Origin of the sequence: Clostridium sp. AM42-4 (assembly GCF_003480105.1) — a bacterium.
Taxonomy (GTDB): domain Bacteria; phylum Bacillota; class Clostridia; order Lachnospirales; family Lachnospiraceae; genus Brotaphodocola.
In genome coordinates this window covers 1-14,386 of record NZ_QUIK01000016.1, presented here as the reverse complement: position 1 = coordinate 14,386, position 14,386 = coordinate 1, and the positions used below count along the sequence as shown (strand labels likewise).

At 47.9% G+C, this 14,386-nt stretch carries 14 protein-coding genes and 3 tRNA genes; 1 reads left to right on the top strand and 16 read right to left on the bottom strand.

The window, feature by feature from the left end; translation table 11 throughout:
- Positions 1-477: 477 nt before the first annotated feature.
- The 5 genes from DW922_RS12620 to DW922_RS12600 form a co-directional block, all read right to left on the bottom strand.
- Positions 478-551, bottom strand: a tRNA-Met gene (locus tag DW922_RS12620).
- Between the two features lie 16 nt (positions 552-567).
- Positions 568-640 (bottom strand) — tRNA-Val (locus DW922_RS12615).
- Positions 641-810: 170 nt separating this feature from the next.
- Complete coding sequence (locus DW922_RS12610) at positions 811-1,422, bottom strand: methyltransferase domain-containing protein (protein ID WP_118721209.1); 612 nt, start codon at positions 1,420-1,422, stop codon at positions 811-813.
- Entirely contained in the window at positions 1,419-1,760 is a 342-nt protein-coding gene (locus DW922_RS12605; RefSeq protein WP_118541177.1) for an arsenate reductase family protein, read from the bottom strand. Before DW922_RS12605 ends, DW922_RS12610 begins: the two co-directional genes overlap by 4 nt.
- A gap of 123 nt (positions 1,761-1,883) precedes the next feature.
- Positions 1,884-2,081 (bottom strand): hypothetical protein, encoded by a 198-nt coding sequence (locus tag DW922_RS12600; protein WP_118721210.1) that lies wholly within the window; start codon positions 2,079-2,081, stop codon positions 1,884-1,886.
- A 270-nt stretch (positions 2,082-2,351) separates the two neighbouring features.
- On the opposite strand from DW922_RS12600, the gene DW922_RS12595 reads away from it, so the two are divergent.
- The gene (locus tag DW922_RS12595) at positions 2,352-3,443 is read left to right on the top strand and encodes a ribonuclease H-like domain-containing protein (RefSeq protein ID WP_118726759.1); all 1,092 of its coding nucleotides are present in this window, start codon (positions 2,352-2,354) and stop codon (positions 3,441-3,443) included.
- Between the two features lie 82 nt (positions 3,444-3,525).
- On the opposite strand, the gene DW922_RS12590 is transcribed toward DW922_RS12595, so the two are convergent.
- From DW922_RS12590 to DW922_RS12535, 11 genes are all read right to left on the bottom strand, one after another.
- Positions 3,526-5,457, bottom strand: coding sequence for a diguanylate cyclase (locus tag DW922_RS12590; protein ID WP_118726758.1), 1,932 nt, complete (start codon positions 5,455-5,457; stop codon positions 3,526-3,528).
- 606 nt (positions 5,458-6,063) lie between these two features.
- Positions 6,064-6,717: a fructose-6-phosphate aldolase gene (gene fsa / locus DW922_RS12585; RefSeq protein ID WP_118541187.1), complete on the bottom strand. Its 654-nt coding sequence runs from the start codon at positions 6,715-6,717 to the stop codon at positions 6,064-6,066.
- Between the two features lie 157 nt (positions 6,718-6,874).
- On the bottom strand, positions 6,875-7,567 hold the full coding sequence (locus DW922_RS12580) for an L-ribulose-5-phosphate 4-epimerase (RefSeq protein ID WP_118726757.1): 693 nt from the start codon (positions 7,565-7,567) through the stop codon (positions 6,875-6,877).
- A 209-nt stretch (positions 7,568-7,776) separates the two neighbouring features.
- Positions 7,777-9,393: an FGGY-family carbohydrate kinase gene (locus DW922_RS12575; RefSeq protein ID WP_118726756.1), complete on the bottom strand. Its 1,617-nt coding sequence runs from the start codon at positions 9,391-9,393 to the stop codon at positions 7,777-7,779.
- A gap of 414 nt (positions 9,394-9,807) precedes the next feature.
- Positions 9,808-10,050, bottom strand: a complete 243-nt coding sequence (locus DW922_RS12565) for a hypothetical protein (protein WP_118726755.1) — start codon at positions 10,048-10,050, stop codon at positions 9,808-9,810.
- Complete coding sequence (locus DW922_RS12560) at positions 10,025-10,285, bottom strand: hypothetical protein (protein ID WP_118726754.1); 261 nt, start codon at positions 10,283-10,285, stop codon at positions 10,025-10,027. Before DW922_RS12560 ends, DW922_RS12565 begins: the two co-directional genes overlap by 26 nt.
- A gap of 290 nt (positions 10,286-10,575) precedes the next feature.
- Positions 10,576-11,628 carry an NrtA/SsuA/CpmA family ABC transporter substrate-binding protein gene (locus DW922_RS12555; protein ID WP_118726753.1) on the bottom strand — a complete coding sequence of 351 codons (1,053 nt, stop codon included), beginning with the start codon at positions 11,626-11,628 and terminating at the stop codon, positions 10,576-10,578.
- 19 nt (positions 11,629-11,647) lie between these two features.
- Positions 11,648-12,361: an ABC transporter ATP-binding protein gene (locus DW922_RS12550; RefSeq protein ID WP_118726796.1), complete on the bottom strand. Its 714-nt coding sequence runs from the start codon at positions 12,359-12,361 to the stop codon at positions 11,648-11,650.
- A 23-nt stretch (positions 12,362-12,384) separates the two neighbouring features.
- Entirely contained in the window at positions 12,385-13,221 is an 837-nt protein-coding gene (locus DW922_RS12545) for an ABC transporter permease (RefSeq protein ID WP_118721436.1), read from the bottom strand.
- Complete coding sequence (locus DW922_RS12540) at positions 13,218-13,937, bottom strand: hypothetical protein (protein ID WP_118708210.1); 720 nt, start codon at positions 13,935-13,937, stop codon at positions 13,218-13,220. The genes DW922_RS12545 and DW922_RS12540 overlap by 4 nt, the downstream gene beginning before the upstream one ends.
- Positions 13,938-14,163: 226 nt before the next feature.
- Positions 14,164-14,235, bottom strand: a tRNA-Glu gene (locus tag DW922_RS12535).
- Positions 14,236-14,386: the final 151 nt, after the last annotated feature.

Below are 14,386 nucleotides of genomic sequence, written 5' to 3'. Positions count from 1 at the left end.
CATTTCTTCTATAATAAATAAAGAAAGCCCTTTATACAGAATCTGCGTTCTGCATAAAGGGCGAAAAGTTCCGCGGTACCACCTTTGTTTCTCACTTTGTCACTGCTGCCAGAAGCAACAGCTGTCTCCTTAACGCGGATCAGACGGGAACCCCTACTTCGTCTAAATCCAGACTGCAGGGTCCTCTTTGAAACACTCCGCACTCCAGATATGATTCAGGATTCCGGCTCCGAAGCTACCTTCCGTGCGCGCCCTCTGAAACCATCTTCCAGCCGATGGACGGTTCTCTCTGACAGAAGCTTACGACGTACTCCTCTTCTTCCCAGCCTGTTTGCATATCGTGAATATTTTAAAGCAAAGAAGCGGAAGTTGCAAGGGGTTTCTGGAAAATTTATGATTCTTTTTATTCTTTTCCAAAACAAACAGGAAAACGCAAAAAAGGCAACCCGTTTTTCACAGATTGCCTTTCTTTCGTAGTAGCGGAAGGGAGATTTGAACTCTCGACACCACGGGTATGAACCGTGTGCTCTAGCCAACTGAGCTATTCCGCCATATTTGGTTTTGGTATGGGGCCTATAGGGCTCGAACCTATGACCCTCTGCTTGTAAGGCAGATGCTCTCCCAGCTGAGCTAAGACCCCATATCGTCTGTCTGAGTGATGTCTCACTCAACAGTGCTTACGTAGTATAACCTTTATTGTTCTAATTGTCAATACTTTTTATACAATTTTTTTATTTTCTTTTTTTCACATTTCCGATAGACATGGAACTGCTGCGAAAATGGATCACATAGCTTTATGCGTTGCTCTGCCTAGGCGATCTCAAACAGTACAATCCGCTCCCTTACATCCTTCCCGTCAAACAGATCCCGGCAGTCGATCTCATCCGCGAACATCAGCTCATCCACGGTCATCAGATAGGCCATATACTCGTCGGACGGATAATAGAAAAACAAGCGGATCTCTCTTGGATTTTCATACCAGGAATCCAGAATCCGCCGGACTACTTTCTTTAGCAGCTCCACAGAAAACGGGTTAAAGAAATAAGCGCGGTTCACCGTTTCCGGCACCTCATACGCTCCTGCATCGGCCAGGACAAACTCCGCCCGGCTTCCAGAAACCGCTGTTTTCTGATTTTCTGCAGCAGCCTCATAGATACGCGGATCATATTCCACACCAATGCTGTGGCAGCGGGTCTGGTACGATAAGTAGCAGTCCACCCGTCCCTTTCCGCAGCCATAATCCAAAAGGACATCCCCTTTTCGGATCCACCCACTGTTTGCCAGACGCTCCAGTACCGCATACGGTGTCGGCTCATAAGGATAACGGTATTGGTCCGCATTGGAATCGTCCCGTCCCATCGTTTTGATTTTCAGCAGACGGTCCCACTGGTTTTCTTCCTGTTCTGAATATCTTCCGCTCATGACCAGCCCTTCCACACATCCGGCTGATAGCCGATCGTAGACTGCTTACCATTTCGCACGACCGGAGTTTTGATTACCTGGGGATTTTCCAGGATCTTCTCCAGCTTATCCTCTGCTGCCAGATAGCGGATCAGCGCCAGCGTATCCTGGTCTTTCGCATCCGGATTCAGCATGGCTTCCATGCCGCCGTTTACCTGTGCTACAGAGTTGAATTCGCCCTTGCTCATGCCCTTTTCCTTCATATCTATAAACTGAAACTTAATCCCGCGCTCCTTGAAAAAACGCTCTGCCTTGCGGGTATCGCTGCACTTTTTTGTGCCGAAGATCTGAATATTCATTTCGATCTGCCTTTCTATTTCCTTAATCTGTTTCTTCTTCCAATGTTCCAACTTGCTGTCTTCCAACAAAACAACTTGTCATTTTGTTCTGTTCTCAAAAGCAAACTGAACCGTTTTTTACTTTCAAAACTTCTCTGATAATGCTTCCGGCCAGATATCTCCTTCATCCAGCCCCTGCTCTGTCAGCCACGCATCCTCCACCGATACATACCGCTCGGTTCCATCCTCCCGGGTCAAAGTCACAGAAACCTTCGGAGACTGCCCTGGCAGCAGACCTTCACAGCCATAATCCCCATCAAAAATATGTTTGATCTTCCACATGTTCTTTTCCTGCCTCTTTGTTATCTTCACTGGAAATAAGTATAATGGAAAAACAACTTTCCCGCAAGAATATTGTAAATTTGACATTCCCTGCACCTGCCGTTATAATCAAGTCGGACACGGACAAACTATACTTTCTGCTTTGTCTTTTCCGCGGCAGCCGCATCATGCGGCCTGTTTCCGCACACGTGTCTGGCAACCTCATACGACTACATTACTGTTCATGCGCAATGTCAGTAACATAACCACCAATGATAAGGAGTTTTCCCATTGATCACCATAGAAAAAAAGCTCCGGCTTCCCGACACCTACCCGTTAGAGCGGATCGGAAAACTGGAGGATCTTCTCTTTTTTGATATCGAAACCACCGGCTTTTCCGGTGACCGCTGCCAGCTGTACCTGATCGGCTGCACCTATTACAAAGACAATACCTGGAACCTGATCCAGTGGTTTGCGGGTACCAGGGCAGCTGAGGAAGACCTTCTTCACCATTTTTTCAAATTTTTGGAACAATACAAAACACTGGTACATTTTAACGGTGATGGGTTCGATATTCCGTTTTTATTAAAACGCTGTAAACATTTCAATCTGCCCTACAGCTTTGACAATGTAGCCAGCTTTGATATCTATAAAAAAGTAAAGCCGTACCGGAATCTTCTGGGGCTGGACAGTTTAAAGCAGAAATCCATCGAACAGTTTCTAGGAATTTCCCGCACCGACAAATACAATGGCGGACAGCTCATTGAAGTCTACAAAGACTATCTGATGACTCACGAAGAAGGTCTGTACGACCTGCTCATCCTGCACAACGAGGACGATTTAAAAGGCATGCCTTCCATTCTTCCGATCCTGAATTATCCGGATCTGTTAGAGCATGCTTTCACACTGAAAGAACAACAGATCGTGGACGAGTCCCTGGCAGACGGACAGATTCGCCATCTCTTAAAGCTCACCTGCCAGAGTCCCTATTCCATTCCGGTTCCGGTCCAAGCAGCGATGCCGCCAGCCAGATGCCGGATTGAACAGGATCAGGTTACCTTTTTTGTCGAACTGACCGAAGGCACCCTTAAGCATTTTTATCCGGACTATAAAGATTACTATTATCTTCCGTTTGAAGACCGCGCTGTCCACAAAAGCATTGGTGCATGCGTGGACAAAGAAGCCCGCATCAAGGCGACAGCCTCCAACTGCTATACCAAAACCACCGGATTTTTCCTGCCCCAGTTTGAGGCGATCTGGGAACCCGTCATGAAGCAGGAATACAAAGATAAAGTGCTTTACGCTGCACTGGGCGATGTGTATCTGGCCGATGAAGCGGCCCTGCAGAAATACATAAAAGCTATTCTTTCCTACTTAAAATAACAATTTAAGTATATGACAAGGGCCGTGCGAGTTGCCGAAAGGCAACTCACACGGCCCTATTAAAGTTAATCAAATTGTTTATTTATTGAATCTCCAGCATCTTCTGCCTGATTTTCTGTTCAATCTCCATAAAGCATTCGATCAGGATCGGGTTGAAGGTTCCGCATTCTCCATTCAGGATCATCGCGATTGCTTTCTCGTGGCTGAAGCCCTTCTTGTAGGCACGCTCACTGATGAGGGCATCGTAAACATCGGCCAGGGATACGATCTGGGCGGAAATCGGGATTTCGTCTCCGACCAATCCATCTGGATATCCTTTTCCATCATAGCGCTCATGATGCCAGCGGCAGATCTGATACGCGATATCAATCAGCGGTTCGTCTTTATAGCGTTCCATCTTGCTCAGCATAGACGCACCGATCAGGGTATGCTTTTTCATTTCCTCGAATTCTTCTTTTGTCAGTTTTCCCGGCTTATTTAAGATTTTCTCGTCAATACCGATCTTTCCGATGTCATGGAATGAAGATGCGGTAGAGATCATCTGGCAGATTTCCGGTGTCAGGCGGTACTGGTCTGTCTTTTGCAGGATTCCTTCTAACAGCATTTCCGTGAGGACTTTGATGTGCAGAACATGAAGACCGCTTTCTCCGTTTCGGAATTCTACGATCTGGCTTAAAACCTCAACCATCATCTGGTTGTTCTTTTCTTTTTCATGGATCTGGTCGGATACCAGGGCGATCAGGCGTCTCTGTTTTGCGTAAAGCTTGATCGTATTAAATACACGCTGACGGACCACGTGGTTGTCGAACGGACGGCTAATGTAGTCCGATACGCCTAACTGAAATGCTTTGCGAATAAAGGCATCCGACTCTTCACTTGAGATCATGATGACCGGGATGTCTTCGATCCAGCGGTTCCGGTTCATGCTCGCCAGCACCTCGAAGCCGTCCATGACCGGCATGACAATATCGAGGAGGACTATGGAAATTTCCTTTCCGTACTGTCTCAAAAGTGCCAGACATTCTTCTCCGTTCTCAGCTTCGACAATGTCAAAATCGTTCTCCAGCATGGTGATGAGGATGTCACGGTTCATTTCGGAATCATCGACCACAAGAATCTTCTGCTTGTGCATATCCCCGTTCTGGTTCAAACGCCTTGCCTCCTGCTCCGTCACGACCATGTTTTTGTTGTTTTTGGCCTGATACATCAAGTGATCGGCTCTGGCTACTGCCAGTTCGATTTTCTCACTCTGGCAGAGAACGCCTCCGATGCTGATAGAAATCTGCAGCTTGGTGTAGCCCGGAATATTAGCCTCATGAACACGGTGCTTGATCACCTGAAGCTTTTTATTGAAAACTTCCTCACTGATATCTGGCATAACCAGAAGAAACTCGTCACCGCCGAAGCGGACCAGACAATCGGATTTGCGGGTATGTTTCCTGATCACATCGGCCACGGTGCGCAGCGCCATATCCCCCGCATTGTGGCCATAGGTGTCATTGTATAATTTGAAATCATCCAGGTCAACAAGGGCAATTCCGGCATTCCACTCCCGCTCTTTCATTTCATCTTCGTAATAGCGCCGGTTGTAGGCATCCGTGATCGCATCCTTGTAGAGCTTGTCGTTATAATGGACAAACAGGTCCACCAGCTTTTCATGGTTCAGCTGCCCAAAGGACCACTCATTGTCCAAACGGCGAATCAGTTCCATGACATACTCTTTCCTGCCAATCTCTACATACCGGGCGATCAGCTGATACAAAACATCGTCGAAAACCTCAAGTTTTCCACGTTCAGTCCTGCTGGCTGCCGCATTCGCAACCACACAGTTCTGGCACTGCTGCTCCATTTCCCGGAAATTACAGGCTTCACCCCCCTCAGATCCTTCTCTGCATGTCTCCCGGATCCGGTCTGCTTCTTCTACCGGGAACAGCCGGACCGCCTGGAATATCTTTTTAAAATTTTCCATTTCCTTCTCTGCCTGTCGGGCTGTCATCTTTTCATCTACTGCCATATATGCCCCGCCTTTACATGCGCCGGATCTCTTAAAATTCCTTTGATCTGCGTTAACTATTATATCTATGATAACATTTCACAAAGGAAATAACAACCCGCTATTGTGTCATATTTCGACGGGTCATGATAAAATGTAGCACTTATTCCATGGATTCCAAAAGGAAATGTGTTTCATTTCTGCCACATTGCATGAAGATCAGTAACACAAAAACTACTGTTTATGTAGCGCCTCGCACATCGTCTGCACATAGGCCTTGATATGCTCTGGCGCATCGGCTCCGTACTCTTTGTGTCAGGCATTCCAAAGCATGTTCCCTGCTTTTTGTTTTTCCTCCGCAACGCGATTTCGCATTTCGCGATAAATCTTTTGGAAAACAAAAAGCAGATATTCCACATCGGAATATCTGCCACCAATCTGTCTCATATCCGGGTACGGAAACCTTTCTTGCCAAGCTGTTTTAGAAGCCCAGAATCTTTGTTTCGATACCCGTATCCATTAACGCTGGAACACGGCCTCAGCTACTTGCGAAAGCGTTCGCCTGGCGTCTCACAAACCCATTCCAAAAGAAGCTTCATACAATCTGTCAACTATTAATTTTACAGATTATTCTCCAAATACAGCCTTATAGTCTGCCTGAAATTTCTCAATGCCCTGATCGGTTAACGGATGCTTGGTCATCTGAACCAGTACCTTATACGGAACAGTTGCGATATCAGCACCTGCCTTTGCGCAGTCAATGACATGGATCGGGTTACGGATGCTAGCTGCGATGATCTCGGTCTGGATATCGTGCATCATGAAGATCTCGGTGATCTCGTTGATCAGATCGATACCTGGCATGGAGATGTCATCGAGTCTGCCCAGGAACGGAGATACGTAGGTTGCACCTGCTCTTGCAGCTAACAGTGCCTGTGCTGCGGAGAAGATCAGGGTAACGTTGGTCTTAATACCCTCTGCGTGCAGAACCTTAACAGCCTTTAAGCCCTCTACGGTCATCGGGATCTTAACAACCATGTTCGGATGGATGGCTGCGATCTCACGGCCTTCTTTGATCATGCCCTCTGCGTCGGTGGTAGTTGCCTTTACCTCACCGCTGATCGGTCCGTCTACGATGGAAGCGATCTCTGCGATAACCTGGTTGAAGTCACGTCCCTCTTTTGCGATCAGGGACGGGTTTGTGGTAACACCACAGATAATGCCCATATCGTTTGCTTTGCGGATCTCGTCTACATTTGCGGTATCTACGAAAAATTTCATGATTAGAAATCCCCCTTATTATTTATAATATTCTAAGAAAATTGTACTACCCGTCTGCAAATTTTGCAAACAGAATTTTCTTTTTTCGTACAATTTTGCCATAATTTATGAATTTTTGTTCGTGACTAGGAAGGCACTGAACAGTTATGAATTTTTATTACTTCTGGCCATAATAAGCATTCGGGCCATGCTTTCTCATAAAGTGCTTGTCCTGCATGCACTGCGGTGTGCGGTTATCTGCATTCGGGTTGATGAGCTCCGTCATGAAGTTCATCTTCGCAACCTCCTCCAGTACCACAGCATTGTGGACAGCCTCAGCCGCATTTTTGCCCCAGGTGAACGGACCATGGTTCTTGCAGAGAACAGCAGGTACATACATCGGGTTTTTGCCCTTGAAGGTTTCCACGATAACGAGGCCAGTGTTCTTCTCGTAGCCTTCCTCAATCTCCTCTGCGGTTAAATTTCTTGCACACGGGATCTCGCCATAGAAATAATCTGCATGGGTGGTTCCGTAGCACGGAAGTCCTCTTCCTGCCTGTGCCCATGCCGTTGCATGCGGGGAATGGGTATGTACAATGCCGCCAATCTCCGGGAATGCTTTATAAAGCTCTACATGGGTCGGGGTATCGGAGGAAGGATTCATGGTTCCCTCTACCCGGTTTCCGTTTAAATCCATAACTACCATATCTTCCGGTTTTAACAGATCGTAATCGACACCGCTCGGTTTGATCACGAACAGGCCGCTTTCCCGGTCAATTCCACTGACATTTCCCCAGGTATAGGTGATCAGCCCGCGCTTTGGCAGCTCCATATTTGCTTCATATACCTGCTGTTTTAATGCTTCCAGCATACCTTTTTTCCTCCCATTTCTTACTGCTTTTCCAGCAGCTCTATTCTGTCCGGACCTGTCTCTGGTTTCTTCTGGTCTTTCTCTGGTTTTTCTGCTTTATCCTTTTTCTCTTTTCCTTTGCAGCTTTCCCAGCCTTATTGTAAGAGTGCCCGGATCAAAAGGCCAGAGGAGGTTGTCACCTCCAGCCCCATTCCAAACCTGCATGTCCTTCAAGCCTTCTCCGGCATTGCCTCCACGGCTGCCCGCTCAACCGGCAGACCTGCATGGTAGCGTACCATAAATTCATCAAAGCCCTTGACATCGTCTGCATCCGGCTCTACGACTGTGCCGTGCTGGCCGCCAAATACCTTATTCTCCAGATATGCATCCAGAGTCTCACCGTCTTCCTTCCATACACGGTAGGATGCAAGCAATGCTGCGCCCCATGCGCCGCCCTCTCCGGCTGTCTCCATGACCTCGACTGGAACCCCGGCTGCTGCTGCCATGATCTTCTGGCCCACGCCCTTAGTCTTAAAGAGACCGCCATGTCCTAACAGGACGTCCAGCTTAACCTGCTCTTCGCGGAACAGAATGTCAAGACCGGTCTTTAATGCGCCAAGGGAAGTATACAGATGGGTCCTCATGAAGTTTGCCAGATTGAATTTATCGTCCGGGCGACGTACAAATAACGGGCGTCCCTCTTCGAAACCGGTGATGTGCTCACCAGAGAAGTAGTTGTATGCCAGAAGTCCTCCGCAGTCCTTATCGCCCTCTAAGGCCTTGTTATAAAGAACACCAAACAGGCGGTTCATATCGACCTCCATGCCCATGCTCTCCATAAACTCTTTAAACAGGTTTACCCATGCATTTAAGTCAGAAGTGCAGTTGTTGCAGTGTACCATGCCTACCAGGTCTCCGGCCGGTGTGGTAACCAGATCGATTTCCGGGTGTACCTTCTTTAATTCTTTCTCCAGAACGACCATTGCAAATACGCTGGTGCCTGCGGATACATTACCGGTACGCACCTTAACGCTGTTCGTTGCAGTCATGCCAGTACCTGCATCACCCTCCGGCGGGCACATCGGGATGCCTGCCTCCAGGTTTCCGCTTACATCCAGAAGCTTTGCACCTTCGGCTGTCAGGGAACCTGCATCCTCACCGGCAACCAGAGCCTTCGGCAGGATGTCGCGAAGCTTCCACGGATAGCCCTTCTCTGCTACCAGTGCATCGAACTTTTCTACCATCTTCTGGTCAAAATCGTGGTTGTGGATGTCAACCGGGAACATACCTGCTACATCACCGATGCCCAGGACCTTCTGCCCGGTCAGCTTCCAGTGTACATAGCCTTCCAGGGTAATCATATAATCGATATCCGAAACATGCGGCTCTCCGTTTAAGATCGCCTGATACAGATGTGCAATGCTCCAGCGCTGCGGGATCGGATAAGAAAACAGCTCTGTCAGCTTCTCGGAAGCCTCTCCGGTGATGGTATTTCTCCAGGTACGGAACGGAACTAAAAGCTCTCCGTTCTTATCGAATACCATATAACCATGCATCATGGCACTGATGCCGATGCCGCCTACTGTATGCAGTGTTTCGCCATACTGGCTCTTTACATCCTCTGCCAGCTTTGTGTATGCATCCTGGATGCCACTCCAGATATCCTCTAAGGTATAAGTCCAGATACCATCGGTTAAGCGGTTCTCCCAATCATGGGCACCGGATGCGATGGGCGTGTGGTCCTCTCCCACTAAAACAGCCTTGATACGGGTGGAACCGAACTCAATACCGAGAGCGGTTTTCTTTTCCCGGATCCACTGTGCGATTGTCTCTTTGTTTGCACTCATGCGTATACCCTCCTTGCATTTCAATGGTTTTATTTTACTACTTTTTCACAAAAAAGTCTTGTGTTTTTCGTCTGTTTTTCCCATTTTTTCCACAATGTTGTACTTTCTCTTGCCTAATTTCAAAATCCTGTCATGTATCTTTGTATAAATATTGTCGTAATTTAGCAATTTTTGCTCATTGAAAAGACAACTTTCTCTGATCAGATAACCCGGCGCACGCAAAGGATCGTCCGGTATGTCGCATAGCTCGTAATGATCCCGTTTTTCGTATTGCTGGCATGAACAATTTTTCTTTTTGCTTCTTCAATCTGACTTTCTGTGCCAGCCAGAGTGTTCTTTATCACCGGTGCGGGCTGACAGATTGCTGATGCAAATTGCTGTGGCGGGCGTGGCACAGATTGGTAATCCCACATGTCAAATGTCTGTGACAGCCGTGGCACTGTATGGCACGATTCTCCTGCGTATGCCTGCGACGGCAGCACCGGCTGCTCCAGCTGCACCGTTCTTCTGCCTGCTGCACACCGACATGCCATCAAGTACACAGGGAAGCAGACGGTTTCCCGCATCCTTCTGAAAAAGAAATGCACCACGGATCTTATCCTCGGTTCCAACTACGCAGCTGACATCCAGATCATAATCCTCCTGTTCTTCGGACAATGCCTCTCTCTTCTTTTTTCTTTAAGTCCGAAACCAGATGCTTCCATCTTTCTCCCGGCAAATCCCGGAGCGGCCACGCCGTCTTTCCTGGCATTTTTCCGGAAAAGACCGGGCTGTTTCCGATATCGCCCAACGTTTCCAAAAGCTGGTAATCGTCCCGGAACTCAAATATAAAACCCCAGTCCTCCAAAAATGCACAAAGCTGATTGTATTTTTCTGAAATTTGAAAATGCATCTGCTGTATCTGCCGTGACCGTAACGATTTCCCTTTCTTCCCTGTACTCTGGTTTTTCCATCGTTTTCTCCATTCTACTGATTATTTCGTTATCTGCAATGCAGTGATGTTTCTTCTATGTATAATGACACATCAGGTCCCAATCTGTCCCAAAGTTTTTGTTAAAAAATGACAATTTTTCTCAGATTGTTACTACCCAAAAAAGGATGGATTCGCCATCACAGCAAATCCATCCTTCTTATTCTCCTGTGTACAAACTTTTTATCCTGTTTCGTTGCACTGCAACAATTTTATTTGATAAACAGGCTGTTTACATCCAGTGCCTCATCGATCATGCCGGACTCCAGCATGAAATCTGCAGTCTTCTGGAATCCACCGATGTCGTCCTCGCTGATATTCAGGGAGAAATCGTAGTAGTCATACATCTCTCTGACTGCTTCCTCATCCAGATCAAGCTCTTTTGCCACAATGCTCATAGTCTCGTCCGGGTTTTCCTTCATGAAATCCGCAATCTCCTGCTGGGATTTTTCAAGCTGCGCGATCACCTCCGGATGCTCATCATAGAACTTCTGGGTGGTAGCCACTGCGATGATCGCCTTGATGAGTCCCTCTCCATCGGTTACCTTGTGGTAGCCCTGTTTGTCAGCATTGTAGGCAACCGAACCAGCTAACAGTGCTGCGTCTACGCTGCCGCCATCCAGGCCTGCCTTCGCATCCGGGATGCTCATGCTCACATAATTTACATCATCTATGCTCATGCCAGCCTGAGCCAGGTAAGATACTAAAAGCTCATGCAGGTTTGTACCAGCCGGACCTGCAATGGTCTTGCCATTTAAGCTCTCCGGAGTAGTCAGACTCTCGTCCTTGGAATACATGCAGAATGCCTTCGGGGAGCGGCTGTACATATTCAATACTTTAATATCCGCGCCATTTGCTGCAGACAGGATCACAGAGGTTGCGCCAACTGCATATAAAACCTGCACATCGCCAGATGCCAGCGCCTGTGTCTGGTCTGCGCCGGAGGTGATCTCCGCGTACTCGGTGGAAATGCCCATCTCACCGAAATCCTTCTCAAAGATTCCCTGGTTCTTCTCAATGATCGTCGGCACATTCAGCGGAGACGTTACATAAGTAAATACCAGCTTGTCCAGATCAGATCCTGCCGCTTCGCTTTTCTCTGCCTCGCTCTCTGCGGCATCTGTTTCTGCGCCTGTTTCCTGCGCAGTACTTTCTGCAGCACTTTCAGCTGCCGTTGTCTCAGCCTCTTTCTTAGAACTTCCGCAGCCAGTCAGGGACGATACTGTCATGCATGCAGCAAGTCCCAGTGCGATCCATTTTCTCATAATGTTGTTTCCTCCTCAGTCACATAAAATTTAGATTGTTTATAATATCCCGTTTCAGGGAAATAAAACCGTCATTCAGAAGATTTCTCTCCTCTGCCGGTGTCTCCACCGGATACACCTTTTTCACCAGGCCCTTTTCGATCACTACGATCCGGTCTCCCAGGATCAAAGCCTCATCAATGCTGTGTGTCACAAACAGGATGCTTCCCTGTTTTTCTTTCTGCACCCGCAAAACCTCCTTCTGCATCTGTGCCCTCGTAAAATGATCCAAAGCCGCAAAAGGCTCGTCCATCATAATAAAATCTGGTTCATATGCTAACGCCCTTGCGATTGCCGCCCGCTGCTTCATGCCTCCGGAAAGCTGGGATGGAAAGGCTTTCTCAAACCCAGAAAGGCCAACTGTATGGATCAGCTTCCGGATCATTTCCGGATCCTGCCTGTTTTTCTTTACGCCAAACACCACATTGTCCCAGACATTCAGCCACGGCATCAGCCGCGGTTCCTGGAAGACAAACGCAGTCTTATGGTTTCCATCCCACAAAATCTCACCGCCATCCGCTTCTTCCAGCCCGCCGGTCAGGCGCAAAAGCGTCGTTTTTCCACAACCGCTCTGTCCCAGGATCACCGTGATCGTTCCAGCTGGAATATCCAGATCAATGCCATTTAACACCGGGACGGTTCGGTCCTCAACCTGGTAGGATTTCTGTATGTTTTTTAATCGAATTCCTGTCATTGCTGCCATGTTCTCCATTTTAACTATTTTTCACTATCCGTCCCTCTCACGGTTGCCAGGCACCAGCTCGTGACGAATCCAAATAACCAGTCTGTCAGATATCCGACCAGTCCGATCACCAGAATGCCAACAATGACCTTATCGGTCCGTGACATCTGCTGGGCAAAGAGGATCATATGCCCCAGTCCCGTGGATGCCGCCACCATCTCCGCTCCGATGATCGCACGCCAGCTGTAGCCCAGGCCAATACGCATCCCCACCAGAATGTCTGCCATCGCATACGGCAGTACGATCCGGAAAAACTTCTGACGTTTCGAATATCCAAACATCGTCCCGACCTCCAGAAGCTTTTTGTCACAGCCGGTAAAGCCTTTCACGATATTTAAATACATCGGAAAAAACGAAGCCAGAACAATGATCACTGTCTTGGTCGTCTCCCCAATCCCACACCACAGGATCAGAAGCGGGATCATGCTCAGCGGCGGTACATTGCGGAAAAACTGCACTGCATGCTCATAAAAACCGGAAGTTGCCGGAAACAAAGCACGGAGCATGCCAAGCACAAATGCCAAAACAAAGGCGATAGTAAATCCTTTGATCACGCGCAGAAAGCTGATGCCAATGTCCCGCGCAAGTTCTCCGCTCTGCAGCATCTTCAAAAAACTTTGAAATACTTTTTGAGGTGACGGAAGCACATAAGCACTTAAAAGCTCCATGCGGCACACCAGATACCAGGCCGCAAAAACAACAAGCACACCAGCAACAGGCTGAAGAAAGGATAACGGAATGCCGCTCCTATCTCCCTGTTTTTGCCGGAAAGCACGGTCGGTGCGAATGTATGCTTTCTTTTTTTCCTTCATCGTACTCCATCCCCCATATGACAACCCTGGCTGCAGTAAAGCAATTCCAGAAGCAGCGGATCGCGCTTCATTTTGCCATATCCTGAATCTGAAACCTTTTTCCGTCTTTCAGATTCTCTTTCTGCTTTCTGTCCTGCAGCTTCTCCTTCTGATAAACCACCTGCCACCGCCTCACCGCTCTGCTCCAGATAAGTCTCAATCTCTTCTCTTCCGCTTAAGCTTACCACCGGGACCTTAAGATCTGCAAAAAATCCTGGTGGAATCGGGCTGGCCTCCGGTGCATCTTCCGGTGTCTCGCCAAGCTCAGCAAGGAAATCCTTCCAGCTCACAAAACGGGTCCGCGGCAATTCTAACGCATTCCCCTGCTCTGCCAGAATGCGGCAGGGTGTCGTGATAATCTTGTCTCCATCTGCCAGATCGCTTCTGGCACTGAGTTCCCTGGCACAATGGATCAGGATTGGCTCAATGTCCGCCACCTGAATGGGAACCCCCTTTTCTTCCTTATACCGCTCAATCAGATTCACAGCCTCCGGACACCTGGCATCCGCCACCATTCCGTTTGCATGATTCATCAGATTCTCATATTGTTTTTTCACGCTGCTGCACCAATCTTTGCAGCAGCGCACCTGCGTAAGATGATGCTCTGTTAAAATCCGCTCTAAATTCTGCTCCGATATCATACGCTCCGATACCGGATTGATCCATAAATATGTCAAATAATCTTCCTCTTGTTGTCTCTCTGTGTTAGTTCTCCGTTTTTCTCCATTCTCAATTTTCCGAGACATTTCTGGATTGCCGGAGTTCTCCTATAATTAGCTCTTGCTAACCGTGCTGATAAGCATACCAAAGTTATAGGCAATTGTCAATTTGTATTTTTCTCACTTAGCGAGCTCCTAATGAATATAGAAAAAAGCCAGACAAACCTGTCTGACTTCAACCTTATGACCTCGCCGGGAATCGAACCCGGGTTTACGCCGTGAGAGGGCGTCGTCTTAACCGCTTGACCACGAGGCCGTATTTAAATTTTAGAGGCATGTACCCTCAAAACCACATATTGAATTTCATCCGTTTTCTTCGTTTTCGCGGTTATGAATAACCGCTCCCTAAACCATATTGGATAAGCCCTCGACCTATTAGTGACAGTCAGCTGCACGTGTTACCACGC

Coding starts and splice junctions, on each gene's coding strand:
- DW922_RS12580 (WP_118726757.1), bottom strand. CDS start 7,567: ATGCTGGAAGCATTAAAACAGCAGGTATATGAAGCAAATATGGAGCTG.
- DW922_RS12545 (WP_118721436.1), bottom strand. CDS start 13,221: ATGAAGGAAAAAAAGAAAGCATACATTCGCACCGACCGTGCTTTCCGG.
- DW922_RS12600 (WP_118721210.1), bottom strand. CDS start 2,081: ATGTGGAAGATCAAACATATTTTTGATGGGGATTATGGCTGTGAAGGT.
- fsa (WP_118541187.1), bottom strand. CDS start 6,717: ATGAAATTTTTCGTAGATACCGCAAATGTAGACGAGATCCGCAAAGCA.
- DW922_RS12575 (WP_118726756.1), bottom strand. CDS start 9,393: ATGAGTGCAAACAAAGAGACAATCGCACAGTGGATCCGGGAAAAGAAA.
- DW922_RS12610 (WP_118721209.1), bottom strand. CDS start 1,422: ATGAGCGGAAGATATTCAGAACAGGAAGAAAACCAGTGGGACCGTCTG.
- DW922_RS12605 (WP_118541177.1), bottom strand. CDS start 1,760: ATGAATATTCAGATCTTCGGCACAAAAAAGTGCAGCGATACCCGCAAG.
- DW922_RS12550 (WP_118726796.1), bottom strand. CDS start 12,361: ATGACAGGAATTCGATTAAAAAACATACAGAAATCCTACCAGGTTGAG.
- DW922_RS12555 (WP_118726753.1), bottom strand. CDS start 11,628: ATGAGAAAATGGATCGCACTGGGACTTGCTGCATGCATGACAGTATCG.
- DW922_RS12590 (WP_118726758.1), bottom strand. CDS start 5,457: ATGGCAGTAGATGAAAAGATGACAGCCCGACAGGCAGAGAAGGAAATG.
- DW922_RS12560 (WP_118726754.1), bottom strand. CDS start 10,285: ATGCATTTTCAAATTTCAGAAAAATACAATCAGCTTTGTGCATTTTTG.